Source organism: Vibrio sp. 10N.247.310.23, from assembly GCF_041467155.1.
GTDB classification, from domain to species: Bacteria; Pseudomonadota; Gammaproteobacteria; order Enterobacterales; family Vibrionaceae; genus Vibrio; species Vibrio crassostreae_C.
On record NZ_JBFSTZ010000001.1, the window covers coordinates 4,322 to 29,648 of the forward strand.

General features: G+C 45.0%; 25 protein-coding genes and 1 tRNA gene. 19 read left to right on the top strand and 7 right to left on the bottom strand.

What is annotated here, in order from left to right:
* Positions 1–5: 5 nt before the first annotated feature.
* Positions 6–1,739 carry an arginine--tRNA ligase gene (argS, locus tag AB6D93_RS00030; protein WP_017070297.1) on the bottom strand — a complete coding sequence of 578 codons (1,734 nt, stop codon included), beginning with the start codon at positions 1,737–1,739 and terminating at the stop codon, positions 6–8.
* A gap of 347 nt (positions 1,740–2,086) precedes the next feature.
* Between argS and AB6D93_RS00035 the strand changes: the two genes are divergently transcribed.
* Positions 2,087–2,683, top strand: a complete 597-nt coding sequence (locus tag AB6D93_RS00035) for a VOC family protein (protein ID WP_017070298.1) — start codon at positions 2,087–2,089, stop codon at positions 2,681–2,683.
* Between the two features lie 315 nt (positions 2,684–2,998).
* On the opposite strand, the gene purU is transcribed toward AB6D93_RS00035, so the two are convergent.
* Positions 2,999–3,832 (bottom strand): formyltetrahydrofolate deformylase, encoded by an 834-nt coding sequence (gene purU, locus AB6D93_RS00040; RefSeq protein WP_029235131.1) that lies wholly within the window; start codon positions 3,830–3,832, stop codon positions 2,999–3,001.
* A 301-nt stretch (positions 3,833–4,133) separates the two neighbouring features.
* On the opposite strand from purU, the gene AB6D93_RS00045 reads away from it, so the two are divergent.
* The 8 genes from AB6D93_RS00045 to rnd all read left to right on the top strand — a co-directional run bounded on the left by AB6D93_RS00045 (position 4,134) and on the right by rnd (position 12,121).
* Positions 4,134–4,334: a hypothetical protein gene (locus tag AB6D93_RS00045; protein WP_017062381.1), complete on the top strand. Its 201-nt coding sequence runs from the start codon at positions 4,134–4,136 to the stop codon at positions 4,332–4,334.
* A 160-nt stretch (positions 4,335–4,494) separates the two neighbouring features.
* Positions 4,495–6,423, top strand: coding sequence for an ATP-dependent DNA helicase (locus AB6D93_RS00050; RefSeq protein ID WP_017063417.1), 1,929 nt, complete (start codon positions 4,495–4,497; stop codon positions 6,421–6,423).
* A 59-nt stretch (positions 6,424–6,482) separates the two neighbouring features.
* A complete protein-coding gene (tsaB, locus tag AB6D93_RS00055; protein ID WP_017062379.1) occupies positions 6,483–7,184 on the top strand; it encodes a tRNA (adenosine(37)-N6)-threonylcarbamoyltransferase complex dimerization subunit type 1 TsaB in 702 nt (233 codons plus the stop codon).
* 72 nt (positions 7,185–7,256) lie between these two features.
* Entirely contained in the window at positions 7,257–7,562 is a 306-nt protein-coding gene (locus AB6D93_RS00060; protein ID WP_017062378.1) for a hypothetical protein, read from the top strand.
* A 35-nt stretch (positions 7,563–7,597) separates the two neighbouring features.
* The gene (locus AB6D93_RS00065; protein ID WP_017067373.1) at positions 7,598–8,158 is read left to right on the top strand and encodes a Slp family lipoprotein; all 561 of its coding nucleotides are present in this window, start codon (positions 7,598–7,600) and stop codon (positions 8,156–8,158) included.
* A 48-nt stretch (positions 8,159–8,206) separates the two neighbouring features.
* A complete protein-coding gene (locus tag AB6D93_RS00070) occupies positions 8,207–9,058 on the top strand; it encodes an alpha/beta fold hydrolase (RefSeq protein WP_102332536.1) in 852 nt (283 codons plus the stop codon).
* Between the two features lie 106 nt (positions 9,059–9,164).
* Positions 9,165–10,859, top strand: coding sequence for a long-chain-fatty-acid--CoA ligase FadD (gene fadD, locus AB6D93_RS00075; RefSeq protein ID WP_102332535.1), 1,695 nt, complete (start codon positions 9,165–9,167; stop codon positions 10,857–10,859).
* Between the two features lie 143 nt (positions 10,860–11,002).
* Positions 11,003–12,121, top strand: a complete 1,119-nt coding sequence (gene rnd, locus AB6D93_RS00080; protein WP_017062374.1) for a ribonuclease D — start codon at positions 11,003–11,005, stop codon at positions 12,119–12,121.
* A gap of 129 nt (positions 12,122–12,250) precedes the next feature.
* Here the strand turns inward: rnd and minE are convergent, their stop codons facing one another.
* From minE to minC, 3 genes are read right to left on the bottom strand one after another with little or no spacing between them, the layout of a single operon-like run.
* On the bottom strand, positions 12,251–12,514 hold the full coding sequence (minE, locus tag AB6D93_RS00085; RefSeq protein WP_010436847.1) for a cell division topological specificity factor MinE: 264 nt from the start codon (positions 12,512–12,514) through the stop codon (positions 12,251–12,253).
* Positions 12,515–12,520: 6 nt separating this feature from the next.
* The gene (gene minD, locus AB6D93_RS00090; protein WP_009848498.1) at positions 12,521–13,333 is read right to left on the bottom strand and encodes a septum site-determining protein MinD; all 813 of its coding nucleotides are present in this window, start codon (positions 13,331–13,333) and stop codon (positions 12,521–12,523) included.
* Between the two features lie 21 nt (positions 13,334–13,354).
* On the bottom strand, positions 13,355–14,017 hold the full coding sequence (gene minC / locus AB6D93_RS00095) for a septum site-determining protein MinC (protein ID WP_017063419.1): 663 nt from the start codon (positions 14,015–14,017) through the stop codon (positions 13,355–13,357).
* 219 nt (positions 14,018–14,236) lie between these two features.
* Between minC and AB6D93_RS00100 the strand changes: the two genes are divergently transcribed.
* The 5 genes from AB6D93_RS00100 to AB6D93_RS00120 all read left to right on the top strand — a co-directional run bounded on the left by AB6D93_RS00100 (position 14,237) and on the right by AB6D93_RS00120 (position 19,996).
* Positions 14,237–14,527, top strand: coding sequence for a YcgL domain-containing protein (locus tag AB6D93_RS00100; protein WP_017062372.1), 291 nt, complete (start codon positions 14,237–14,239; stop codon positions 14,525–14,527).
* A gap of 30 nt (positions 14,528–14,557) precedes the next feature.
* Positions 14,558–15,556, top strand: coding sequence for a lytic transglycosylase domain-containing protein (locus AB6D93_RS00105; protein WP_017062371.1), 999 nt, complete (start codon positions 14,558–14,560; stop codon positions 15,554–15,556).
* A gap of 135 nt (positions 15,557–15,691) precedes the next feature.
* Positions 15,692–16,612 (top strand): LysR family transcriptional regulator, encoded by a 921-nt coding sequence (locus tag AB6D93_RS00110; RefSeq protein ID WP_017063421.1) that lies wholly within the window; start codon positions 15,692–15,694, stop codon positions 16,610–16,612.
* 205 nt (positions 16,613–16,817) lie between these two features.
* Positions 16,818–18,017, top strand: a complete 1,200-nt coding sequence (locus AB6D93_RS00115; protein WP_017070735.1) for a NupC/NupG family nucleoside CNT transporter — start codon at positions 16,818–16,820, stop codon at positions 18,015–18,017.
* Between the two features lie 164 nt (positions 18,018–18,181).
* Positions 18,182–19,996: a sodium:proton antiporter gene (locus AB6D93_RS00120; RefSeq protein ID WP_102332534.1), complete on the top strand. Its 1,815-nt coding sequence runs from the start codon at positions 18,182–18,184 to the stop codon at positions 19,994–19,996.
* Between the two features lie 126 nt (positions 19,997–20,122).
* Here AB6D93_RS00120 and folD read toward each other — a convergent pair whose 3' ends face one another.
* Positions 20,123–20,980: a bifunctional methylenetetrahydrofolate dehydrogenase/methenyltetrahydrofolate cyclohydrolase FolD gene (gene folD / locus AB6D93_RS00125; protein WP_017062367.1), complete on the bottom strand. Its 858-nt coding sequence runs from the start codon at positions 20,978–20,980 to the stop codon at positions 20,123–20,125.
* 211 nt (positions 20,981–21,191) lie between these two features.
* On the opposite strand from folD, the gene AB6D93_RS00130 reads away from it, so the two are divergent.
* Together AB6D93_RS00130 and aroC are read left to right on the top strand one after the other, a co-directional pair.
* Positions 21,192–21,268 (top strand) — tRNA-Arg (locus tag AB6D93_RS00130).
* A 269-nt stretch (positions 21,269–21,537) separates the two neighbouring features.
* Entirely contained in the window at positions 21,538–22,623 is a 1,086-nt protein-coding gene (gene aroC, locus AB6D93_RS00135) for a chorismate synthase (RefSeq protein WP_017062360.1), read from the top strand.
* 150 nt (positions 22,624–22,773) lie between these two features.
* Here the strand turns inward: aroC and AB6D93_RS00140 are convergent, their stop codons facing one another.
* On the bottom strand, positions 22,774–23,397 hold the full coding sequence (locus AB6D93_RS00140) for a trimeric intracellular cation channel family protein (protein WP_017062358.1): 624 nt from the start codon (positions 23,395–23,397) through the stop codon (positions 22,774–22,776).
* 299 nt (positions 23,398–23,696) lie between these two features.
* Here AB6D93_RS00140 and AB6D93_RS00145 point away from each other — a divergent pair, with 299 nt between their 5' ends.
* The 3 genes from AB6D93_RS00145 to AB6D93_RS00155 all read left to right on the top strand — a co-directional run bounded on the left by AB6D93_RS00145 (position 23,697) and on the right by AB6D93_RS00155 (position 25,199).
* Positions 23,697–24,227, top strand: coding sequence for an elongation factor P hydroxylase (locus tag AB6D93_RS00145; RefSeq protein WP_076654578.1), 531 nt, complete (start codon positions 23,697–23,699; stop codon positions 24,225–24,227).
* A 9-nt stretch (positions 24,228–24,236) separates the two neighbouring features.
* Complete coding sequence (locus AB6D93_RS00150; RefSeq protein ID WP_017063425.1) at positions 24,237–24,500, top strand: YfcL family protein; 264 nt, start codon at positions 24,237–24,239, stop codon at positions 24,498–24,500.
* 177 nt (positions 24,501–24,677) lie between these two features.
* A complete protein-coding gene (locus tag AB6D93_RS00155) occupies positions 24,678–25,199 on the top strand; it encodes an NADPH-dependent FMN reductase (RefSeq protein WP_102332533.1) in 522 nt (173 codons plus the stop codon).
* Positions 25,200–25,327: the final 128 nt, after the last annotated feature.

Sequence of the window (25,327 nt, forward strand, 5' to 3'; positions counted from 1 at the left end):
ATCGCTTACATGCGCTCTAGAGTGTCGATACCTAGAAGCGATAGACCTTGCTTGATCGTCTTCGCTGTTAGTGCAGCAAGCTTCAGACGGCTCTGCTTAACAGCTTTGTCTTCAGCAACTAGGATAGGGCAAGCTTCGTAGAAGCTAGAGAATTGACCAGCTAGTTCGAATAGGTAGCTACACATGATGTGTGGTTGACCTTCACGAGCAACAGACTGTACTGCTTCTTCAAACTGTAGAAGTTTCGCGATAAGCGCTTTCTCTTTCTCTTCAGTGATTTTGATTTCACCTTCAAGCGAGTCCATAGAAATGCCAGCTTTAGCAAATACAGAAGCAACACGAGTGTATGCGTACTGCATGTATGGTGCTGTGTTGCCTTCGAATGCAAGCATGTTGTCCCAATCGAACACGTAGTCAGTAGTGCGGTGCTTAGAAAGGTCTGCGTACTTAACCGCTGCCATAGCAACAGTGTTCGCGATCGCTTTCTTCTCGTCTTCTGCTAGTTCTGGGTTCTTAGATTCGATTAGCTGCGCTGCACGAACTTCGGCTTCATCAAGAAGATCAGCAAGACGAACAGTACCGCCTGCACGAGTCTTGAATGGTTTACCGTCTTTACCTAGCATCATGCCGAATGCGTGGTGCTCAAGAGAAACAGATTCTGGGATGTAACCTGCTTTACGAACGATAGTCCAAGCTTGCATTAGGTGCTGGTGTTGACGTGAGTCGATGAAGTAAAGAACGCGGTCTGCGCCTAGTTCTTCAAAACGGTATTTTGCACAAGCAATATCAGTGGTTGTGTAAAGGAAGCCGCCGTCGCGTTTCTGGATGATAACGCCCATTGGGTCACCATCTTTGTTTTTGTATTCGTCTAGGAATACAACTTGTGCGCCGTCATCTTCTTTAGCAAGACCTTGCTCTTTCAGGTCCGCAACAATAGTTGGAAGCATGTGGTTGTACATGCTTTCGCCCATTACGTCATCACGTGTTAGAGACACGTTTAGACGATCGTAGTTGCGTTGGTTTTGAATCATTGTTACGTCAACAAGCTTCTTCCACATCTCTGCGCAGAACTCGTCGCCGCTTTGCAGTTTAACAACGTAGCCACGTGCTTTAACTGCGAACTCTTCGTCTTCATCGTAGAGCTTTTTAGATTCACGGTAGAAGCCTTCAAGGTCAGCAAGTTCCATTGAAACTTCACCAGACTCAGCCTGAACGCGCTCAAGGTTTGCGATAAGCATACCGAATTGAGTACCCCAGTCACCGATGTGGTTAGCGCGGATAACGTTGTGGCCTAGAAATTCTAGAGTACGAACTACTGCATCACCGATGATAGTTGAACGTAGGTGACCAACGTGCATTTCTTTAGCAACGTTTGGCGCAGAGTAATCCGCAACAATAGTTTGCGTTTCAGCAACGGCAACACCAAGGCGAGAGTCAGCCAATGCTGCGTCTGCTTGTTTGGCTAGGAAAGCTTCATCTAGGAAGATGTTTAGGAAACCCGGACCTGCGATTTCAACTTTAGACGCGATACCGTCTAGGTTTAGAACGTCCAATACTTTTTGAGCAAATTCTCGTGGGTTAGTGCCTAGTCGTTTAGCAACGCCCATAACGCCGTTTGCTTGGTAGTCACCAAACTGTGGTTTTGCAGATTGACGAACAGCAGCAGGAGAGCCTGCAGGTGCGCCAGCGGCTTCTAGAGCCTGAGATACTTTGTCATTAATAAGTGCTTGGATATTCACACGCGTTTCCTTCAATTCAAGGATGATAAGAGTGGCCGTTAATTCTTGGTCATTAAATTGGTTAATTATGCTTCTAGTTAACGATTTAATGCCAAAATCAGCAGCAGACTCTGTTTAAGTTCACAGAAATGGCGGTAATCATACCAATTTTGTGCGGTTTCTTATAGGTCGAATTGATAGAAAATTAACATTTCCTGAGTGGTTTTTGACAATCGACTTTTAGCAAGACGCGTTTGCATGTTTAAGGAGCGAAAAGAACATAGTTATTGAGTGTTTTTTGTAAAAGCAACGCTTGTTGCAAAAGGCAAAACTGATAACATGCAGCCATTATTTGGAGAACACAGACAATGATGATGAGCCTGAAGCAAGCTGAACTAGAACCACAACAAATGATCGCCCGCCTTGATACTTTTATGGCAAAAATCGAGAGCCTAGGAAATACATTAGGTTTGGATTTAAGCTTTGCTCAAGCGGATCATATTGCGCTGCGAATCAATGACACTGAGCTAGCGAAATCTGCCCATCAAGCGTGGTCTGAGTACGGCTCTATGATTTCTGAGGCGATGATTAATGGTCGTCCAATTGTGGTGTTGGCTTTCGATGAACCCTTGCAAAGCCTTGGCTGGAAAATTGAATGTTTGGAGCTGCCATATCCAGCAGAAGGTAAGATTTACCCAAGCCAAGATTGGGAACATGTAGAGTTTGTGATTCCTTCTCATGCCCAAACAGCTGATGAGTATCTAGCGGATCTTAAAGAAACTTACCCGCAGTTCGCTGCTAACTTTGAAACGCTGGGTGAGCAAGGCGTTAAGATCAAACTCTCTAGCCCGAAAGGCGAGGGTGAACGCTTGAATAACCCAACAGTGGCTTTTAAACATCAAGGGATTTGCATCAAGCTGCATCCACACTCTTTGAAGAAGATTGTGGAATCAGAACAGGCTTAATTTGAATAGAGAGTTGCTAGGAAAGAGATTCCTGATCTCGCCTTGGCTCGTCGGAATGACGGGGTGTTCGATGAAATTTTCCAGAGTCTATCTTTGGATAGTGACAGACTGAGCGTTCGAGAGCGTATGTTAGAGCCTATAGCTCGAAGGTTCATCACCGAGTTCGTCATTCCCGATAGCGACGAAGGAGCGTAGTCGGGAATCTCTCAAAGCGAGTCTGATCATCAGATACAAAAAACGCGCGATGGGCTTTCCCTATTGCGCGTTTTTTATTGGGTTCTAACTGGAAGTCTTACCGGAAATCGAATATCCGATTTACAGAATTACAGTCTTGTTGCCGTAAACAAACACATGATCATTGATCACCTTGTTTAACGCCTTACTTAATACATTCTTCTCTACGTCACGACCGGCTTGTGCCATGTCTTTCGCGCTGAAGTTGTGATCCACAGGGATAACATCTTGCTTGATGATTGGACCTTCATCCAAATCATTCGTCACAAAGTGTGCCGTTGCGCCAATGATCTTCACGCCGCGCTCATACGCTTGTTGGTATGGCTTCGCGCCAATAAATGCTGGCAAGAAGCTGTGGTGGATATTGATGATCTTGTGGTGGTATTTTTCAACAAAACCTGGTGTCAGCACTCGCATGTACTTAGCCAAAACAAGGTAATCCGCCTCGTACTGGTCAATCACTTCTAGCATCTTCTTCTCATGTTCTTCACGGTTTAGCCCTTCGTGAGAAACATGGTGGTAAGGGATGTCAAAACGCTCGGTTAGGCTTTGTAGAATGTCGTAGTTACCGACAACGGCCGCAATTTCAACGTCTAAGCTGCCATCGAAGTTCTTCATTAGAATGTCGCCAAGGCAGTGTGCTTCCTTGGTCACGAGTATCACAACACGCTTGCGAGACGAATCAACAAGCTTACGTTTCGTATTTGGTGGCAGGGCTTGATCTAAATCGGCAAGTAAGGTTTCGTCATTGAAATAGCCTTCAAGCTCGGTGCGCATAAAGAAGTGGCCACTTGTGTTATCTACGAACTCATTGTTGTGAATAATATTGAGTTGGTGCTTATAACAAATATTGGTGATCTTAGAGATGAGGCCCGGGGCATCAGTACAATGTGTTAGTAAAGTTTTTCTTTCCATTTGCATCTTACTTCCATGAAATGTTGCACTTATTATATGAAATAGGGATTCTTCAAATTTAATGCAGGCCGTCGAACGGTGAACTGAGCCGCAATATCACCGTTATAATTAATCTATTATCAAGTTGGTTTCAACAAATTCTGCTGCTGATTTATCGCTTTGATAAATTGTTTGATATAGAAATATCAGTTTTTAGATAGAAAAACAGGCAGAAGCTTCATTTTTAAAAGTTTTGACCGTAGTACGCATTTGAACTTCAACCGAGGCATTTACGCCTTGGCCAAAAATAGAGGTGATACTTATGGATAAAGAGTTACTAGCCAAAAAACTGTACTGCAAGCGAGTGAATTCATTGGCGAGAGGTACCGAATTAGATGGTCATGTTCTAGATGAAATGTGGGAAAGTAAGACCTCACCAACCGATGCAGCGAAAGCCATACAGCCTGGTGATAACCATTTTGAAGGTGCTCCTTGGCTATCACGTTATCTCAGTCGAAAATAAAAACGATTCTCTAATTCCTACTTCTTCAATTCTTACCTTCAAGGTAACTTAAGCCACGTCAAGCCAAGCCAAACACCTCCGGTGCGAAGTCATTCTTGATTCGCGCCGGCTCACTAAACCTGCCATAATTCTCCTTCTCTTTTTCTAAACTTCGTACTCTATGATATCTAAAACGTTTTCTGCTGATGGCGCTCTGGGCAAAGCTATCCCTGGGTTTCAACCAAGACAAGCTCAGTTAGACATGGCTGAAGCGGTTTCACAAGCTATTGAAAATCAAAGCCAGTTGGTTGTTGAGGCTGGAACAGGTACTGGTAAGACGTTTGCTTACCTAGTGCCTGCGCTGCTTAGTGGCAAGAAAACCATCATTAGTACGGGGTCTAAAAACCTTCAAGAGCAGCTGTTTCACCGAGATTTACCCTTGATGGTCGATGCGCTTGGCTTTTATGGTCAAGTTGCGTTGCTCAAAGGACGTTCAAACTATTTGTGTTTGGACAGACTCAGCCGCCAAATGATCGAGAGTCATGGTGCTCATACCGATCCAACGCTGCTGGCTCAGTTAGTCAAAGTTCGTAGTTGGTCGTCATCCACTCAAACGGGTGATTTAGGCGATTGTGATGATATCGCTGAAGACAGCCCGGTTATTCCAACCATTACCTCGACCAATGATAATTGCTTGGGTAAAGAGTGCCCTAGCTATACCGATTGCTTTGTGCTTAAAGCGCGTAAAAAAGCGATGGATTCCGATGTGGTGGTCGTAAACCACCACCTTTTCCTAGCTGATTTGGCGATCAAAGAAACCGGATTTGGCGAATTGATACCTGAAGCTGACGTGTTTATTTTCGATGAAGCACATCAACTTCCTGACATCGCCAGCCAGTACTTCGGACAATCGGTTTCCAGTCGACAGATCCAAGAGTTAGCCAAAGACATTGAAATTGCTTACCGAACTGAAGCCAAAGACATGCGTCAGCTACAGAAAGTAGGGGATAGGCTCGTTCAATCGTCAGCCGATCTGCGTATTGTGCTTGGTGATACCGGCTTTCGTGGTAACTGGCGCGAAGCTTTGAAATCCGAGTCGATTGCACGCGAGTTAGTTCGTTTGCAAGATGCTCTGCAACTTGCTGTTGATGTATTGAAGTTAGCACTTGGGCGAAGCCAGCTGTTAGATACCGCTTTCGAACGCGCAAATATGATTAAGTCGCGTATCGAACGTGTGTGCGATGTGTCGATCACTGGCTATTCGTATTGGTATGACACTACACCGCGCCACTTTGCTCTGCACATCACGCCTCTTTCGGTTGCCGATAAATTCCACGAACAGATTGAGCTGAAGCCGGGCGCATGGGTGTTTACCTCAGCAACCTTGGCGGTGTCGGATGATTTCGAACACTTTACTTCTCGATTAGGGTTAAAACCGTCGGCACAGTTTTCACTGCCGAGCCCGTTTGATTATCCGAATCAAGCGCGCTTGTGTGTGCCTCGTTATCTTCCAGAACCGAATAGCCCCGGTCTCGCGGATAAGCTAGTAAGAATGCTGACTCCTGTGATTGAGCAAAACCAAGGCCGCTGTTTCTTCTTGTGTACTTCACACAGCATGATGAAAGAGTTGGGGGAGCGATTCCGTGAAACCCTCTCGGTTCCCGTTCTATTGCAAGGTGAGACAAGTAAGCAAAAAACCTTAGCCGAATTCATGGAATTAGGTAACGCATTGCTGGTGGCTACAGGTGCTTTCTGGGAGGGGATAGATGTTAGGGGCGACGCATTAAGCTGTGTTATCATCGATAAATTGCCCTTTACAGCCCCTGATGACCCTTTACTTAAGGCTCGAATCGAGGACTGTAAGCTAAAAGGGGGTGATCCTTTTGCACAAGTACAGTTGCCAGACGCTGTGATTACCTTGAAACAAGGTGTCGGCCGATTGATACGTGACAAGCGCGATAATGGTGCTTTGATTATTTGCGATAACCGATTGGTGACTCGCGATTACGGTGGCATATTTTTGGCGAGTTTACCGCCTATCCCTCGTACACGTGACTTAGGGGTCATTAAAGAATTCTTAGCTAAAGACCATTCAACCGCTGCTGAGTAATTGGCATTGTTGAGTTTAGCCATTATTTTTAGATTAGATAACGAATATTTGAGACACAAATGAGCGCGAAAATTCTTGCAGTAGATACCGCAACTGAAAACTGTTCAGTTGCATTAGTAATTGGTGACCAGGTGTTCGCACGTAGCGAAGAGGCTCCTCGAGACCATACGAAGAAAATTCTACCTATGGTGGATGAAGTACTGAAAGAAGCGAATGTCGCTTTAACCGATATCGATGCTATCGCGTTTGGCCAAGGCCCAGGCAGTTTCACGGGTGTGCGTATTGGTATTGGTATTGCTCAGGGCTTGGCTTTTGGTGCGGATTTACCAATGATTGGTGTCTCTACACTGGCAGCGATGGCGCAAGGCAGCTACCGTAAATTTGGTGAAACTCATGTAGCAACAGCGATTGATGCGCGTATGAGCGAAGTGTACTGGGCTCGTTACAGCCGCGAACAAGATGGTCGTTGGACTGCGGTTGATGCCGAATGTGTAACGCCACCAAGTGAACTGGCTGCGCAGTTAGAAGCAGATTCTGAAATATGGGCGAAAGTCGGTACCGGCTGGGAAGCTTATGCCGAGCATATGGATACACTTGCGATCAACACCAAAGCGTGTGAAGTGCTATTCCCAGAAGCTCAAGATATGGCGTTCCTTGCTCAATTTGCTTACGCAGAAGGTAAAGCGGTTGCAGCAGAAGAATCTGAGCCAGTTTATCTTCGTGACAAAGTGACTTGGAAGAAACTGCCAGGTCGCGAATAATTTTTACAAGGTTCTGATGCAAATTAGGTCTAAATGCGTATTATTTAGATTTGAGAGGGCAGATATTTAGTCATGGTATCAATTAACAACTTACCTCCTTCTTCGATAGGCAGCACGTCTAAGCCGAATCGAATTAAAAAGAAGGAGCAGGCAAAAAAATCTGATGCTAGCACTGCGGTTGGGCAACCGACTAAGGTCGCTAATGCTGTTTCTCACTCTATTCGTCAAGTTAAAGAGTCTGAACTACACAAGGCTCAAATCCAGTATGATCTTCCAGAAGGCCGAGGACGTAAGGCTATGGAAGAGTATATGGATGTAATGAATCAGGCGAAGAAAGAAGAACTTGCAAAGCTTATCGGTGTCGATATCTACATCTAGAGCTTCTTATTAATGCCTGTTTAAGGACCAGAACCATGTCAAATTATCTCTCTAAATTACGCTTAATAGCCCTTTCTCTTGGTGTCTTGGTACTTGCCGGGTGTTCATCACTTCCTAGCGAACTTGAAGCAAAATCAGAGCCTGTAATTAGTGATTACCAACAGTGGGTCGACCAACTACCGGAGGCGAAAAGTGTTCGATTGGGTGGCGTTATCTCTAAAGTAACCAACTTGAAAGATAAGACTCGAATCGAAGTTGCTAATATGCCGATTTCGAGTAGCGGTAAGCCAGACCTAGACGCAGAGCCAAGCGGACGTTTTGTTGGTTATATTGAAGGGTATGTTGAGCCTCTAAGTTTTGCAGAAGGCCGTCTGATTACACTGGTTGGTCAGTCAAGCGGAAGTGAAGATGGGAAAATAGGGGAATACCCTTACATCTTCCCTGTGATGAAAGTGGACAACCAACGACTGTGGAACATCACTGAGCGTGTTGTTGTTAACGATTTTGCACCAACCTACTACTCGTGCAGAAGTTTACATTGTCGCAGTTTTCAAACGATGCCAAGACAAGGTCGAGTGATACAGGACGTAGAGTAATTAACTTTTTAGACGTTGATTGCGCAAACAGATGGAACTAAGTGTTTGATGATTGAAAAGTCATACTCCCTTGCTAGCGGGACGCTTGCAACACAACAGATTGGCAACCCACAAACGACCGCAACGACGGTCGTTTTTATTCATGGGTGGTTGGATAATTCGTCCAGCTTTAATCCGGTTATGCAGCAAGTCGCCAAGTTTGCGCCCAATGCTCACCTTGTTGCTATCGATCTCTTCGGACACGGCTTCTCGTCGCACAAATCGGGAAGTTACTACCCATTTCATGATTATATTGATGACTTGCATCAGTTGGTGACTAAATTATCGCCAAACAGACTGGTACTGGTAGGACATTCACTTGGTGCATTGATAGCAAGTTGCTATAGTGCCGCCTTTCCTGAAAAGGTGTCAGGATTAATTCAAATTGAAGGTCACGGACCTCTTTCTGAAGCTCCCCACGAAACAGTCTCTCGCTTGAGGGATGGGGTACTCAGTCGTCTTCGACAGCGAAGAAAGCCTTCACGTCCTTTGGCAAGCCTTGAGGATGCTATTAAGCTGAGAGCTCACGCCAACCAAATTAATGCTGAATTAATCGCTCCTATTGTTGAGCGAGGTATTGTCGAGTTCGAGAACTCTTGGCAATGGCGATGCGACCCTAATCTAAAATGTGACTCGTTATATCGAATGTCACAGGCGCACGCTGAAGCGATTATGGCGGCTATTGAATGCCCTCAATTAATAATCCTAGGGAATGGTGGATTCCGACATTTGCAGCATAATCGCTACAAATCAGTGCATAGTCCTCTGCATATAGAGACTGTTCCTGGCGGACATCATTGTCACTTAGAGAGCCCAGAGTTAGTTTCAGAGCTAATTCTTGGTGTAGTTAACAAAATTTAAACAAGTGTTTGAGCCTTTTAGTGCTCATGCACTAAAGCTGTGCTGTAATACCGCAATGATAAAAAGCGGCGAAGCAGTCGTCAGCTGATAAACGAGGAGTAACATCGTGGATAAACCTTGGCTTTCACGTTATCCAAGTGACGTACCAGAAACGATCAACCCAGATCAGTACCCATCTCTTGTAGAAATGTTTGAACAGTCGGTACAGAAGTACGCGGACCAACCAGCATTCGAGAACATGGGGTCTATCATGACATTCCGTAAGCTTGAAGAGCGCAGTCGTGCTTTTGCTGCTTACCTGCAGAATGATCTAAAACTGAAGAAAGGCGATCGTGTCGCGCTGATGATGCCAAACCTGCTGCAATACCCAATTGCACTCTTTGGTGTACTGCGTGCAGGTATGATTGCAGTGAACGTCAACCCACTGTACACGCCTCGTGAACTTGAACATCAATTGAATGACTCTGGCGCAAAGGCGATTGTTATCGTTTCTAACTTTGCGAGCACGCTAGAGAAAGTCGTTGATAAAACTCCGGTTAAACACGTTGTGCTAACCAGCTTGGGGCAAATGCTGCCACGAGCGAAAGGTACGATTGTCGACTTCGTAGTGAAATACGTAAAAGGCATGGTGCCTAAGTACGATCTGCCGGGTGCTATCTCATTTCGAAAAGCACTGCATAAAGGCCGTCGCCTACAGTACGTGAAGCCATTTATGGCAGGTGATGACATCGCATTCCTACAGTACACAGGTGGTACAACGGGCGTAGCGAAGGGCGCAATCCTAACGCACCGCAATATGATTGCGAACGTACTGCAAGCGAAAGGGGCATATAGCCCTGTTCTGCAAGAAGGCCGTGAATTGGTGGTAACGGCATTGCCGCTTTACCATGTATTTGCTCTTACCGTGAACTGCTTATTGTTTGTTGAGATGGGTGGCCGTAACCTTCTGATTACTAACCCTCGTGACATTCCTGGCTTTATTAAAGAGCTGCAAAAGGTTCCGTTTACCGCGATTACTGGCGTAAACACCTTGTTCAATGCGCTCGTGAATAACGAAGATTTCCACGAATTGGACTTCAGTAACATGCGTTTATCTGTTGGCGGTGGTATGGCGGTTCAACGCGCTGTTGCTGAGCAATGGAAGAAAGCGACAGGTGTCCACCTACTTGAAGGCTATGGTTTAACCGAATGTGCTCCTTTGGTCACAGGTAACCCATACGATCTGAAAGACTACACAGGTGCAATCGGCCTACCAGTACCATCAACAGAAGTTCGTATTGTTGATGATGAAGGTAAAGTGGTTGGTAATGACCAAGTGGGTGAATTGCAGGTTCGTGGCCCTCAAGTGATGCAAGGCTACTGGCAACGTCCAGAAGCGACCAAAGAAGTGATCGACCAAGATGGTTGGTTATCGACTGGTGATATCGTTAAGTTTGATGACGAAGGCTTGTTGTACATCGTAGACCGTAAGAAAGACATGATTCTAGTGTCAGGCTTCAACGTTTACCCGAACGAGATTGAAGATGTTGTGGCTCTGCATGGCAAAGTGTTAGAAGTTGCGGCTATCGGCCAACCTCATGAGGTGTCTGGTGAGCTGGTTAAGATCTACGTTGTGAAGCGTGACCCTAGCCTGACCAAAGAAGACATTATCGCGCACTGTCGTGAGCACTTAACGGGTTACAAAATCCCTAAATTAGTCGAGTTCAGAGATGATCTTCCAAAGACTAACGTAGGTAAGATCTTACGCCGCGTACTGCGTGAAGAAAACGATGCAGAACTTGCGAAACGCGCTAGCGAATAATTAGCCCGTTTGCGCGAAAGTACTGCACCAAAACCATTGAGGCGCTTAATCTAAGCGAGCGCTGAAAAATGGTGTTAGAATGCCGACAGTTAATGTCGGCATTTTTGTATCCGGCGATCAAATAGAAACCTGTGAGAGTTTTTGTGGATTATCAAATCATTACCCAATTGAAAGACCTTGAGCGAGTTTGCCAACAAGCACGTGAAGCCGATGTCGTTATGCTTGATACGGAGTTCGTTCGTACTAGAACCTATTACCCTCAATTAGGCTTGATTCAGTTATTTGATGGTGAAACGCTGTCACTGATTGACCCTATTGCTCTTGATGACATGACACCGTTCGTTACCTTGTTGAAAGACGCATCAGTATTGAAAGTGCTGCACGCGTGCGGTGAAGATTTGGAAGTGTTCCAGAACGCATTTGGCTGTACACCAACACCAATGGTTGATACACAGATCATGGCGGCTTTCTTAGGTCATGGTTTATCAACGGGCTTTGCTGCTCTGGTTTCAGAGTTTGTCGGTGTCGATCTCGATAAGAGTGAATCTCGCACAGACTGGCTAGCGCGTCCGCTTTCTCAAAAACAATTGGACTACGCAGCAGCAGACGTGCATTACCTAATGCCAATGTACAACAAGCTTCTAGAAAAAGTGATGGAAGCTGGCTGGTGGGAAGCGGCTCAGCAAGAGTCTGATTTACAAGTTGCCAAGCGCATTCGTAAAGTAAACCCAGATACAGCCTACCTTGATATTAAAGGGGCGTGGCAGCTTAAACCTAAGCAATTAGCGATCTTACGACCTCTAGCAACTTGGCGTCTAAAAGAAGCAATCAAGCGCGATTTAGCGCTGAACTTTGTCTTCAAAGAACAAGACCTATGGGCTGTGGCGCGTTTTGCGATGAAAGATCCCAAGCACATGGAGCAAGAGGGTTTTGATTACCGCTCTGTGCGTCGCCATGGTGCGAAGATCAGCTCAATCGTAAAGTTAGCGGAACATACACCAGAAGAAGAGTACCCAGCACCAGTAGAACGTCTAATGGACTTCCCTGGCTACAAGCAACTCTTCAAAGTGCTGAAAGATGAAGTGAAAACAGCATCACAACACAGTGGTTTGGCGACGGAATTCTTGGCATCGAAGAAGCAACTTAACCAAATGTTAAGCTGGGTGTGGAAGCACGATCGTAACCCAGAAAAGCTGCCTGATGTTATGCAAGGCTGGCGTTTAGATGTGGTTGGCGAAAAGCTGAGTAAAGCGATCAAATAACCGCTTGCTGCTTTAAAGCCTAACTTAGTTACAGTTATAAACTGCACATACAAAAAAGAGAGCCTAGGCTCTCTTTTTTATTCAATCAATACAAGCAAGTGTATTACCTGCCAATCTTGTTCAGAAAGATTATCGATCTTCTTCTGGAAGCTTAACATTCAACTCTAACACTGAGATGTCGTCATCTTTGTGTTCAAAAGTCAGATCAACCATTGATGGATCGACCTCAACGTACTTGGCAATACACTTCAAGATGTCTTCTTTTAGTTGCGGCAGGTAAGACGGCGCTGGGTCGTCATGGCTGCGTCGTTCGGCAACAATGATCTGCAAACGTTCTTTGGCTAGGTTTGCGGTTGTCTTTTTCTGTGGTCTAAAAAACTCTAATAATGACATTGTGCATTAGCCCCCGAACAGTCGTTTGAAGATGCCTTTCTTCTGTTCCGTTAAGAAGCGGAAGTCAACTTGGCTACCCAGTAGTCGCTCTACAGTATCATTGTAAGCCATACCTGCGTCGGTTGCTTCGTCAAAGATAACTGGAACACCCTTGTTCGATGCGTTCAGTACCGCTTGGCTCTCTGGAATTACACCCAGTAGAGAGATGTGCAGGATTTCTTCAACGTCTTCAACACTGAGCATCTCACCTTGAGTTACACGTGCTGGGTTGTAGCGAGTCAATAGAAGGTGTGTTTTCACTGGCTCTAAGCCGTCTTCAGAACGACGAGATTTAGAGTCAAGAATACCTAGAATACGGTCTGAATCGCGTACTGAAGAGACTTCTGGGTTGGTGGTTACAATCGCTTCATCAGCGAAGTACAACGCCATAAGAGCGCCTTGTTCGATACCCGCAGGAGAATCACAGATGATGAAATCAAAGCCCATTTCATCCAGTTCATCAAATACACGACGAACACCATCTTTTGTTAGTGCGTCTTTATCACGAGTTTGAGAAGCAGGAAGAATGAACAGGTTCTCTGTGCGCTTGTCTTTGATCATCGCTTGGTTCAGCGTCGCTTCACCATTGATAACATTAACGAAGTCGTACACAACACGACGCTCACAACCCATGATTAAATCTAGGTTACGCAGACCGATATCAAAGTCGATAACTGCGGTTTTCTTTCCTTTTAAAGCCAGACCCGAGGCAATAGCTGCACTGGAGGTCGTTTTGCCTACCCCGCCTTTACCTGACGTTACAACGATAATGCGTGCCATTCTGTTTTCCTTTTATTTCTCTTATATTGCGAGGACATCAACGTGTAATACATCGTTTGCCATACTGAACATGGTTTTCTTCTGCCAGTACTCGCTTTCAATTTGATCGCTGAGCCAGTAATTTCCTGCAATGGAAACCAGCTCGGCTTGTAAATCATTACAAATTATTTTTGCTTCAGTTTGACCACTTGCACCTGCAATCGCACGGCCGCGTAAAGTGCCATGAATATGGATGCTGCCATCGGCAATCACTTCCGCGCCTGCACTCACATGGCTGAGTATCAATAGATCGCCATCTTTCGCATAAACCTGCTGACCAGAACGAATAGGGGTTCTAATCACTTTGATTGGTGCCATTTTCGCTGGAGCTTGAGATGGCGACTTGCTTGCCGTCATCACTGCAAAACCGGCTTCTTTAGCGAGGTTTTGCATTCGCTTATCAGAACAGCCTGCCACACCAACCGGGATCATGCCCGCTTGAGATATACCATTTTTAAGTTGCACAAAATCGATATCGCCCGCGACTTTACTGATGTTGATAACAACAGGTGCGGCAGCGAAAAACGTAGGTGCTTGGTCTACCTTCTCTTGAAGAAAAGACACTGCATTTTCGACTTGATCATCGGATAAGTGCAATACAGATAGCGTAAAACTGCTACCTTTTAGATCTGGGTTACTAGACATCGAAAAACTACAGGACCTCAATAGCGAATGGGTACAATTTCTTTATCAATAAAATAAAGGGCATTGCCTGAAACTAGGTTTATCATGTTATATTCCCAAACCAAGCACAGCAAGTAATCTTGTTGTCAAATGGACGTTTTGTTCCCAATATTTCCCTAACATAAACTATTGATCTCGCAAGTGAGAGTTTTGTAGTCATAATCAATTAAAAGGTTTGTCATGCTGTGTTCTATATATAAAAGCTCAAAGAAAGAAGGAACATACCTTTATATCCCTAAGAAGGATGATTTTTCACAAGTTCCTGACGCATTGATGCAAATGTTTGGTAAACCTAGTTTTGTAATGGTAATTAAAATGGATGGCCGTAAACTGGCTCAAGTAAACATCGAAAAAGTGAAAGAATCACTGAATACCGATGGTTTCTTTTTACAGGTTCCGCCACCACCAGTTAACGAACTTGAGCTTCATAAAGAGCGTAAAGCTCAACAGAAATCTCAAGACGAAGAGTGATAGCCACCTCAATTCAAGGAGGAGTGATCGTTGAGTAAATTTTCGAAAACCATATTGGCTGTGTCGGCATTACTATTGGGTAATAGCCTGACCATAAGTTCAGTACAAGCTGAAGAACTGAGCTTCGAGCAATATGTAGAAAAACTAAAACAACAAGGCCGTGAAGAAGGCATCTCTGAAGCGATCATTGATGAAGCCTTTGATGGTGTAACGTTTAAGCCAAGAGCGGTAAAAGCCGACAAAAACCAACCTGAGAAAAAACTGACTCTGGATGAATACATTCCACGAGCGGTTCCAGATTGGAAAGTGAAGCAAGCAAGGTCACTCTACAAGGAGCATTACACCGCGTTAAAGCGTATTGGTGATGAATATGGTGTTCAACCAAGATTCATTGTCGCGCTATGGGGCGTTGAGAGTAATTTTGGTAAGTTCACGGGCAATTACAGCGTTATCGACGCCCTAACGACCATGGCTTATGAAGGACGCCGAGAAGCTTTCTTCCGTAGCGAAGCGATGGCGGCATTGAAGATTCTTGATCAAGGCCATATTGCACCAAAAGAGATGAAAGGCTCTTGGGCTGGTGCGATGGGTCAACCTCAGTTTATGCCAAGCTCATTCTTAGCTTACGCCGCTGATGGCAGTGGTGATGGCAAGAAAGACATTTGGGGCACTGAAGAAGACGTATTTGCTTCGGCGGCCAATTATCTCAGCCAATCAGGGTGGGATGACAAATATACTTGGGGTCGTCAGGTTCATGTTCCGTCAACTGTGTCGATCGATTTACAAGGTCGAGACGAAGACAAAGCGAAATACTTAAAAGAGTGGTCTGAACTCGGTATTAAACGCTATGACGATCGCCCACTGCCAACACTTGATGAAGACATTAAAGCTTGGTTAATCATGCCGGATGATGAAACCGGACGTTCGTACCTCATTTATAACAACTACAATGTGTTAATGAAGTGGAATCGTTCTTACTACTTTGCTTTGGCAGTAAGCCACCTAGCCGACAGAATTAAGTTTGATTAACAGACCTAAGTCGCTTTGAATAGCATTTGGCCTATCATAGGCAGAACGAACTAAAGGACTCTTCGGAGTCCTTTTTGATTTTATATTTCAGAGATTTAATAAGGTGATCTTGTGCTAACAGATAGAGCTGCACAGATGGTGATATTCCATGCGCTGATCAAGCACGAAGGCTTTACCAGTGCTGCAAAAAGCTTGAACGTTTCGGTGTCTCATATCAGTAAGCAAGTCGCTTTGCTTGAAGACTCAATCGGCATCAAGTTGGTACAACGAACCACACGAAGCCTCACGCTGACTGAAGCGGGAGACGTGTTCTATCAACATTGTGAGCAGCTGTTTAACACGGTGAAAGCAGCTCAGATGGATATGGATAGCCAGCGCGATGATATCTCTGGAATACTACGCGTCGGTTTGTCGCAGTCATTTGGCACACTCCATATCATTCCGGCGATTGATCAACTCAGACAGCTTTATCCTCAGTTGAGAATCGAGGTCCACTTGTTCGACTATAAGGTGGACATGATTGAAGAGCGATTGGATCTCTGGATCACCAACAATGAAGACTTGCCTGAAGGTTACATTGCGCAGCGTTTAGCAGACAGCCAGTTTGTGGTGGCTGCGTCACCGGATTATCTGATTAAGGCCGGGACGCCACATGTACCTTCCGATTTGATTGACCATAACTGTCTTATCTATCGCAGCCGTGAACGAGATTACACATCGTGGGCGTTTGACAACGGGCAAGAAAACCTCAGCGTCAAAGTCGCGGGCGATTACTCAGTCGATTTGGCTGAGGCAGTACGAGACGCGGCAGTATCAGGGTGGGGCGTTGCTTATTTGGCGACTTACTTAGTGAAAGAAGAGTTTAGAACGGGCAAGCTCATTCAAGTATTGCCAGAGTGGAGAGCCAGTCAGCTGATGCCATTCTATGCCGTTTACCCGAGCCGAAAGAATATGCCGAAGAAGCTTTCGGCAGTGATTGAGTTCATTAAAGATCATATCGGGTCGCCGACGTATTGGGACAAAAACCTCAAAACTTGCGTTGAACTGCATCGCTAACTGTTTCCTAATCTATAAATATAATTTCCATATGGAAAAAGTACGCTTTTTAATCAAAGTTAATTATTAAAATTCAATAACTTAATTATACTCATAGTTAAATCGTGATTACCCCAACATCACATTAACAACCTCAGCTTGCCGCAAACGATTTCCTCTATAGAATGCGTCGCCTTTCCTACCTACAACTTTTAGGTTGACGCACATGGCTTCCCTACTTGGAATTATCACTATTTTAGTTGCCGCTTGGTTACTATCTACGGACAGAAAAAATATTCCACTAAGAACAGTCTCTTTGGCTTTCTTATTACAAATCTCATTCGCGCTATTGGTTCTGTATGTACCAATGGGTAAAGAAGCGTTGAATGCAGCCACGGGTGCGGTATCTAGCTTGATCAACTACGGTCAAGAGGGGATTAACTTCCTATTTGGTGGCCTAACTAATAACGGATTTGTTTTCGCGATTAATGTTCTTGGCATCATTATCTTTTTCTCTGCACTGATTTCAGGCTTGTACCACATCGGCTTTATGCCAAAGGTGATCAACCTTATTGGTGGTGCGCTACAAAAGTTCTTGGGCACAGGTCGTGCGGAGTCACTGTCTGCGACTGCAAACATTTTCGTTGGCATGATTGAAGCGCCATTGGTGGTTAAGCCTTACTTGAAGCACATGACGGATTCACAACTGTTTGCTGTGATGGTGTGTGGTTTGGCTTCTGTCGCTGGTGGTACGCTAGTGGGTTACGCATCGCTTGGCGTTGATCTAAATTACCTGATCGCAGCTGCATTTATGTCTGCACCTGCTGGCCTATTGATGGCTAAGATCTTAGTACCAGGTAGCGCAGATGACGCTCAAGAAAATATTGAGTCTGACGTTGAAATTCCACGAGCAACAAACGTAGTTGAGGCAATGGCAGATGGGGCTATGTCTGGACTTCGTATTGCCGTTGCGGTGGGTGCGACACTACTTGCCTTTATCAGTGTGATTGCAATGCTGAATGGCTTGCTAGGTATTGTTGGTGGTTGGTTTGGCGTAAACCTAAGCTTCGAACTTCTACTAGGTTATGTGTTCGCACCCGTTGCATGGCTGATCGGTGTGCCGTGGTCTGAGGCTGTGGTTGCGGGCTCATTGATCGGTAACAAGATTGTCGTGAACGAGTTCGTGGCTTTCATCCAACTAATGGATGCTAAAGAGGCGCTAAGTGAGCACTCACAAGCGATCGTAACTTTCGCTCTATGCGGCTTTGCTAACATCTCTACCATGGCGATTCTTATCGGTGGTTTGGGCAGCTTAGTTCCAGAGCGTCGCTCTTTCATCTCACAATATGGCTTCAAAGCAATTTGTGCAGGTGTGTTTGCTAACCTAATGAGTGCTGCTATTGCTGGTGTTGTACTTTCTCTATAGTTAACTGATCATGACTTTACTCCCCCTATAGTAAAGTGACTGATTAATCACAATAATATTCGGTTAGCGTGAAAAAGAGAGCCTATAGTGTAAGAACGTAGGCTTTCTTATTTCATTGAATAGTTTGTACCACAGGGTGTGGTGCAAACCTTTTAGGGGCACAAATGGATTTGTCGATTACTTCTTCTTTGGCGTTAATTGGACTCTTGTCTTTAGCTTGTCAGCAGCTCGGCTGGCGTTTACGTCTTCCCGCCATTCTCCCTCTCCTTATCGTTGGCCTATTGTTAGGTCCCGGCCTGAATATTCTAAATCCCGATGCCATTTTCGGTGATGTGCTGTTTCCTATGATCTCCTTAGGGGTTGCCATCATCTTGTTTGAAGGAGCATTGACCCTAAATTTCAAAGAAATCAGAGGCCATGGCCGGATGGTGACTCACCTCGTGAGTTTCGGCATGTTGATTACATGGGCGTGTATCGTGGTGGGGGCATACTACTTTGTGGACTTCAGTTGGCCGTTAGCCGCACTGTTTGGTGCATTAGTTGTGGTAACTGGCCCTACGGTAATCGTGCCCATGCTTCGCAGTATTCAGCCTAAATCTTCGTTAGGCAGTATCTTGCGATGGGAAGGGATAGTAATTGATCCGATTGGCGCTCTCTTTGCGGTTCTGGTTTACGAATACATTGTCTCTTCAGCCGATCCTACAAGCCATGTTCTGTCAGCTCTGGGCCTGACGTTAGTCATAGGTTTAGGCTTAGGGGTCATCGGTGGCCATTTGATTGCCAAGATGCTGCAAGGGCATTGGGTACCGCACTATTTACGTAATGTGGCTGTGCTGACGCTAATGTTGGCGGCGTTCTCGTTTTCTAATGATCTGAGTGAAGAATCGGGTTTATTAACCGTGACCATCATGGGGATCTGGCTTGCCAACGTGAAGGGCTTGGACATCGAAGACATCATCGAATTCAAAGAAACCCTGACCGTGTTACTTATTTCTGCGTTGTTTATTCTGTTAGCCAGTCGACTCGATTCGGGGGCTTTCCTTTCGATAGGTTGGGGCGGTATTGGGTTGCTAGCGGTGGTTATGTTGGTGGCTCGCCCGTTAAGCGTGTGGATCAGCGGGATCGGTACGGATCTTAATTCGGCGGATAAATGGTTTTTGAGTTGGATGGCACCTCGCGGGATCGTAGCAGCCGCGGTTTCTTCTCTGTTTGCGATAAAACTGCAAGAGAAGCAATTGATTGAAGGCGCAGATCTGCTCGTGCCCATGGTGTTCTTAGTCATTATTGGTACGGTTGTGATTCAGAGCTTAACCGCGAGCTGGTGGGCGAGAAGGCTAGGGGTCACTCAAGAGAAAGCGCAAGGGGTTATCTTCTTTGGCGCCACTCACTTTGCAAGACAATTTGCCAAGGTGCTAGCCACACACAACATCAACAGTGTGCTTGCTGATACTAACTGGGAAAGCATTCGCTTAGCTCGTATGGATAACTTGAATGTTTACTTTGGTAACCCAGCTTCAAGCCACGCGGAAAACAATTTGGAACTCGATGGGATAGGGCGTGCGATGATCGTCTCGCCTTATCGTCAAACCAACCCGTTAGTCAGCATGCATTACCAAGACGAGTTTGGTGCCAATAAGGTGTTTGAGCTTGAATCCTCAGAGAATAAACATGAAAGGCACCAAGTGAGCCGCGATGGCAATAGAAGTCTGTTTTCGGAAGGGATCACCTATTCTAAGCTTAACTCGTTGATGGCTCAGGGTAGCCAAATTAAAAGTACAGGTTTGACCGAGGCATTTGATTTAAAAGAGTTTAACGCTTTGTATCCTAAAGCCATTCCTCTTGGGGTGATTAATGGCGGTGATTTCCGTTTAATTACACAAGGATCTGAGTTGGAAAAACTCATATCAACGGAGTGTGAGCTTATTAGTTTATTACCGCCTTCTGAACAGACGGAAAAAGTCGAGACTCCAGATAAGTAGCAACGAGCACTTCATCAGAAGCGAGTCACCCCGTTGTAAAAACGAATAGCTAAGTACCAAAGCATCAAAAAAGCCGCAACGTTCATCACGTTGCGGCTTTCTAATTTTATTTATATGCGCTGCGGACTACTTCGAGTGAAATTGCTCGCAAGCGATCATGGTGTTCTCGATTAGGCTCGCAACCGTCATTGGGCCAACACCACCCGGCACAGGTGTGATGAAGCTTGCGCTTTCTTTCGCTACGTCGTATTCAACGTCGCCCACTAGTTTGCCAGATTCTAAACGGTTGATACCAACATCGACCACAACAGCGCCTTTCTTAATCCAAGCGCCAGGAATGAAGTTAGGCTTACCAACGGCAACTACAACAACGTCTGCTTGACGCACGTGACCTTCAAGGTCTTTGGTGAAGCGGTGACATGTTGTCGTTGTACAACCTGCTAGAAGAAGTTCTAGCGTCATTGGGCGACCTACAATGTTTGATGCGCCAACCACAACCGCGTGTTTACCACGTAAGTCGATGTTGTAACGGTCAAGCAGCGTGATGATGCCTTTTGGCGTACAAGAGCGAAGCTTAGGCATGCGCTGAGCCAAACGGCCGACATTGTATGGGTGGAAGCCGTCAACGTCTTTCTCTGGCGTGATACGCTCAAGAACGTGAGTGCTATCAATGCCAGCTGGTAGAGGCAGTTGAACAAGAATACCGTCGATCTCTGGATCGTCGTTCAGTTGGTCTACCAATGTTAACAATTCGTCTTCTGTCGCAGTGGCTGGCAAGTCGTAAGATTTAGATACGAAGCCAACTTCTTCACACGCTTTACGCTTACTTCCAACGTAAACCTGAGAAGCAGGGTCTTCACCCACTAAAACAACCGCTAGGCCCGGAGCGCGTAATCCAGCTTCAGTACGAGCTTTTACACGTGCAGCAACTTCGGAGCGAACCGTTTGAGAAATTAGCTTTCCATCAATATTTTGAGCAGTCATGAATTTCCTTAGTATTGATATTCAAGTTAGTGGCTGATGTTTTTGGCGCATTATTCCAGAAAATCTTTTTGATTACCATCAAGCAAACGTTTGCTTTGGTCTATTTTCCAACACTTATATGTTTGTTGGCCTTTTTTTACCCACTTAGATCAGAATGTTACATAAAGCCGTTGCTTTACTGATTCGAATTCGTATAATTCGTTCCTGTAGCGCGCCCTTAGCTCAGCTGGATAGAGCACCTCCCTTCTAAGGAGGTGGTCGAAGGTTCGAATCCTTCAGGGCGTGCCATTATTTAAAGAAACCCGATAACTCTCCGAGTTGTCGGGTTTTTTGCATTTTACACATCATAAAACACTTCTTTTCAAGCGCGACTCATTTTCTTCTGTTATTCGTTTCATTCGGCTTATGTAATAGAAAGTTAAAATTGTTCGTTTTTTGGGGTTTACATCATTTGGTAATAAAGCCACTATGAATTCACGAAGAATAGACAAGTAAAGCTATTAGCCAGTCGGTTTAGGAATCAAACCTTCTGCTCAATAGCTGATTTAGAGGAAGTAATGGCAGGAAACAGTATCGGACAACATTTCCGCGTGACCACGTTCGGAGAAAGTCACGGTATCGCACTAGGATGTATCGTAGATGGGTGCCCACCAGGATTAGAAATTACCGAAGCAGACCTTCAAAGAGATTTGGATCGTCGTCGCCCTGGTACTTCTCGCTATACAACGGCTCGTCGTGAAGCGGATGAAGTGAAAATCTTATCAGGTGTATTTGAAGGCCAAACTACGGGTACTTCTATTGGTCTATTGATTGAAAATACAGACCAACGCTCTAAAGACTATTCCGAAATTAAAGACAAGTTCCGCCCTGGCCACGCTGACTATACGTACCATCAAAAGTACGGTGTGCGTGATTACCGAGGTGGTGGTCGTTCTTCAGCTCGTGAAACTGCAATGCGTGTTGCTGCAGGTGCAATTGCGAAGAAATACCTAAAACAAGAATTTGGTGTTGAAATCCAAGCTTACCTTTCTCAAATGGGTGATATCTCAATTGATAAAGTGGATTGGAACGAGATTGAAAACAACGCTTTCTTCTGTCCAGATGCCGACAAAGTACCAGAATTTGATCAACTGATTCGTGACTTGCTAAAAGAAGGCAACTCGATCGGTGCGAAGATTCAAGTGGTTGCGACTAAAGTGCCAGTAGGCCTTGGTGAGCCAATCTTTGATCGTCTAGATGCTGACATCGCGCACGCTCTAATGAGCATTAACGCTGTGAAAGGTGTTGAGATTGGTGATGGCTTCGATGTTGTTAATCAACGCGGTAGTGAACACCGTGACCCATTAACTCCAGAAGGTTTCAGCAGCAATCATGCTGGCGGTATCTTAGGTGGTATCTCTACTGGTCAAGATATTGTGGCAAGCATTGCGCTTAAACCAACATCAAGCATCACTGTACCTGGTGACACAATCACGAAAGATGGTGAAGCAACGCAGCTAATCACGAAAGGTCGTCACGATCCATGTGTTGGCATCCGTGCGGTACCTATTGCAGAAGCAATGCTGGCTATCGTGCTGCTTGACCACTTGCTACGTCATCGTGGTCAAAACTTTGGTGTGACAACTGAAACACCACAAATCTAATTCTGCTTCTTTTTATTTAGAATAGAATTGGTAGAAACAAAAAAGGGTTGCTTCGTAATGAAGTAACCCTTTTTCACATTAGCAGGATTATTCGTCCGGTTAGCGACTATCGTCATTAAAGACAGCTAGCAGCTTAAGGCTCTTAATCCATTAATGCACTGAACTTTCAGGATCAAGCTGGAACGAAGGCAAACTCCATTTGAATCTTACAGCCGCCATGCGCAGCAAGTAACCAACTACAAGCGTCACAATTGTCGCCGTGACGTCGTTGATGCCAAGCTCAAGCAAACCTAGGTACAAACCTGAAGCGACAAGTGCGACAGAGGCATACAGCTCTTCATGTAACACCAATGGTGTTTGACGACAGATAAGGTCACGTAACAAACCACCAAAGACACCTGTCACTAATGCCGATACCATGCAAATCATCGGGTGCAGACCCATGGTCATCGCTACTTTGGTACCAATGATACTGAATACGATTAGGCCTAAGGCATCCAAGCGAATAAACAAACCTTTTAGCTTGATAACCCATTTCGCCAACCCGGTTGTAATAACACCTGCTATACAGGTGATGGCCAGATACTGAGGGTTTTCAACCCAACCTAAAGGGTAATGGCCAAGTAAGATATCGCGTACTGTACCGCCGCCAATTGCCGTTGCGCTCGCAACCAACATTACACCAAACCAATCCATTTTTTGTTTGCCTGCACTGAGAGCGCCGGTCATGGCTTCTGCCGTGATGCCAATGATATACAAAACACTTAGTAGCATTGCTGTAGCTCTATTATTTAGGTCTATAAATTGGAGTCTTATAGGCCTTGGAGATATAAAAATGAAGCGCGAGTGTAGTAGTAAAAATGCTTGTTGACGAATGAATATTTGTACCGTGAATGGGCGTTTCAGATTAGCTAAACTAATCATTCACCTTAAAGTGGTGTAATCTGGGAATGGCAATCGATTGTCACTGCAAAGTATAATGGCGAACCCGATGTCATTACGCTTGATAGGGCTTTACCGAGCGCTTAAAAAAAAGCAAAATGCCCCAGTTATTTTTACTTAAATTTGATTTTATGACACACCAATACTCAGACATTATCGATATCTTCAATCAGACCTTTTTTGAAAGCTTTAATACCAAACTAGAGCTAGGGGCTGATGAGCCGATCTATTTGCCTGCTGATGATACTATCCCACACCATCGAATCGTGTTCGCACGTGGCTTTTACGCCTCTGCACTCCATGAGATCGCACACTGGTGCGTTGCTGGGCCTGAGCGTCGTTTACTGGAAGATTTTGGCTATTGGTATGAGCCTGATGGTCGAACTGAGGCGGTTCAAGCTGAGTTTGAAAAAGTAGAAATTCGCCCACAAGCGTATGAATGGATAATTGCGATGAGTGCGGGCTTTCCTTTTAATGTCAGCTGTGACAATCTACACGGCGATTTTGAGCCAGATCGTTTGGCCTTTATGAATAAAGTACATAGCGAAGTTATGGGTATCTTTGAAGTAGGCTTTCCGCCTCGCGTGAAAATGCTCTCTGAAGCATTACGCAGCTTCTACGATGTAGAACCTTTATGTGCTAGCCAATTTATTGTGAAATAAGAGAATATTATGATTATCGAATTTGAAGAAAAACTACTTGAAGTAATTGATGCTCGCATTGAAAACGCATCAGACGATGAACTGTTTGCTGGTGGTTACTTACGTGGTCATATTTCTCTTTCAGTGGCTTCATGTGAAGAAGAAGGCATTGAAGATGTGGCTGAAGTAAAAGCTCGTATTGAACAGAGCCTAGACGACGCTCGCTCTGAACTAACACCAGCAGACCGCACTATCGTTAATGACCTTTGGGTTGAGCTACAAAACCAAGCTTAATCTCGATGTATTAATACTATCCGCTCAGTCCCTTCCTTTCCCATTTTGCTGAGCGAACTGGTTTATTTGAGACTCGTTCGAAATTTTTGAATGAGTCCGTTCATTTCTTGTGATGGTTACATTTTCTTACTACGTTATTCTAATCCCACTTAACGGAACTATAGAAAAGGTCACACCATGAAAGTTATCGCATTTGGCGCAAGCACAAGCTCTACCTCTATCAATAAAGCACTAGCAACTTACGCAGCAAACTTGATTGAAGGTGCTGAAGTAAAAGTCCTAGACATCAACGATTACAATGTTCCTATGTTCAGTGAAGACACTGAAAAAGAGATTGGCCAAGCGGAAGGTGCTCAAGCATTCCTACGCGACCTAGCTGAAGCTGATGCGTTTGTTATCTCGTTCGCAGAACACAATGGTCACTACCCAGCTGCGTATAAAAACCTATTTGATTGGGCGACACGTATTGAGCGTTCAGTATTTGGCGAGAAGCCGGCGGTTTACCTAGCGACTTCACCAGGCCCTGGCGGCGCACAAACGGTACTTGGCGCAGCGACAGGTTCTGCACCTTACTTCGGTGGAAACGTGCAAGCGTCAGTTTCAGTACCAAGCTTCTACGATAACTTTGATTTTGAGTCGGGTTCTATCAGCAACGAAGAGATCGTTCTACAGATTAAAGACGCGGTTGCTAAGCTGTAAATACAGCTTCGTTTAGAACATCAGTTTAGAGCAACACGAATAACAAAAAGCCCGAGCGACACAATGAACTCGGGCTTTTTAGCTTTTAACTTATTAGTTTCAGATATTCAGAAATTTCAGATGTTCAA

Excerpts from the sequence above, each read along its gene's own strand:
- minE (WP_010436847.1), bottom strand. The coding sequence starts at position 12,514 with ATGTCATTATTAGAGTTTTTTAGACCACAGAAAAAGACAACCGCAAAC.
- purU (WP_029235131.1), bottom strand. The coding sequence starts at position 3,832 with ATGGAAAGAAAAACTTTACTAACACATTGTACTGATGCCCCGGGCCTC.
- AB6D93_RS00110 (WP_017063421.1), top strand. The coding sequence starts at position 15,692 with ATGGTGATATTCCATGCGCTGATCAAGCACGAAGGCTTTACCAGTGCT.
- folD (WP_017062367.1), bottom strand. The coding sequence starts at position 20,980 with ATGACTGCTCAAAATATTGATGGAAAGCTAATTTCTCAAACGGTTCGC.
- AB6D93_RS00155 (WP_102332533.1), top strand. The coding sequence starts at position 24,678 with ATGAAAGTTATCGCATTTGGCGCAAGCACAAGCTCTACCTCTATCAAT.
- tsaB (WP_017062379.1), top strand. The coding sequence starts at position 6,483 with ATGAGCGCGAAAATTCTTGCAGTAGATACCGCAACTGAAAACTGTTCA.
- aroC (WP_017062360.1), top strand. The coding sequence starts at position 21,538 with ATGGCAGGAAACAGTATCGGACAACATTTCCGCGTGACCACGTTCGGA.
- minC (WP_017063419.1), bottom strand. The coding sequence starts at position 14,017 with ATGTCTAGTAACCCAGATCTAAAAGGTAGCAGTTTTACGCTATCTGTA.
- AB6D93_RS00045 (WP_017062381.1), top strand. The coding sequence starts at position 4,134 with ATGGATAAAGAGTTACTAGCCAAAAAACTGTACTGCAAGCGAGTGAAT.
- AB6D93_RS00100 (WP_017062372.1), top strand. The coding sequence starts at position 14,237 with ATGCTGTGTTCTATATATAAAAGCTCAAAGAAAGAAGGAACATACCTT.
- AB6D93_RS00145 (WP_076654578.1), top strand. The coding sequence starts at position 23,697 with ATGACACACCAATACTCAGACATTATCGATATCTTCAATCAGACCTTT.
- AB6D93_RS00065 (WP_017067373.1), top strand. The coding sequence starts at position 7,598 with ATGTCAAATTATCTCTCTAAATTACGCTTAATAGCCCTTTCTCTTGGT.
- AB6D93_RS00120 (WP_102332534.1), top strand. The coding sequence starts at position 18,182 with ATGGATTTGTCGATTACTTCTTCTTTGGCGTTAATTGGACTCTTGTCT.
- AB6D93_RS00060 (WP_017062378.1), top strand. The coding sequence starts at position 7,257 with ATGGTATCAATTAACAACTTACCTCCTTCTTCGATAGGCAGCACGTCT.
- AB6D93_RS00035 (WP_017070298.1), top strand. The coding sequence starts at position 2,087 with ATGATGATGAGCCTGAAGCAAGCTGAACTAGAACCACAACAAATGATC.
- minD (WP_009848498.1), bottom strand. The coding sequence starts at position 13,333 with ATGGCACGCATTATCGTTGTAACGTCAGGTAAAGGCGGGGTAGGCAAA.
- AB6D93_RS00050 (WP_017063417.1), top strand. The coding sequence starts at position 4,495 with ATGATATCTAAAACGTTTTCTGCTGATGGCGCTCTGGGCAAAGCTATC.
- AB6D93_RS00115 (WP_017070735.1), top strand. The coding sequence starts at position 16,818 with ATGGCTTCCCTACTTGGAATTATCACTATTTTAGTTGCCGCTTGGTTA.
- AB6D93_RS00150 (WP_017063425.1), top strand. The coding sequence starts at position 24,237 with ATGATTATCGAATTTGAAGAAAAACTACTTGAAGTAATTGATGCTCGC.
- AB6D93_RS00140 (WP_017062358.1), bottom strand. The coding sequence starts at position 23,397 with ATGCTACTAAGTGTTTTGTATATCATTGGCATCACGGCAGAAGCCATG.
- AB6D93_RS00070 (WP_102332536.1), top strand. The coding sequence starts at position 8,207 with ATGATTGAAAAGTCATACTCCCTTGCTAGCGGGACGCTTGCAACACAA.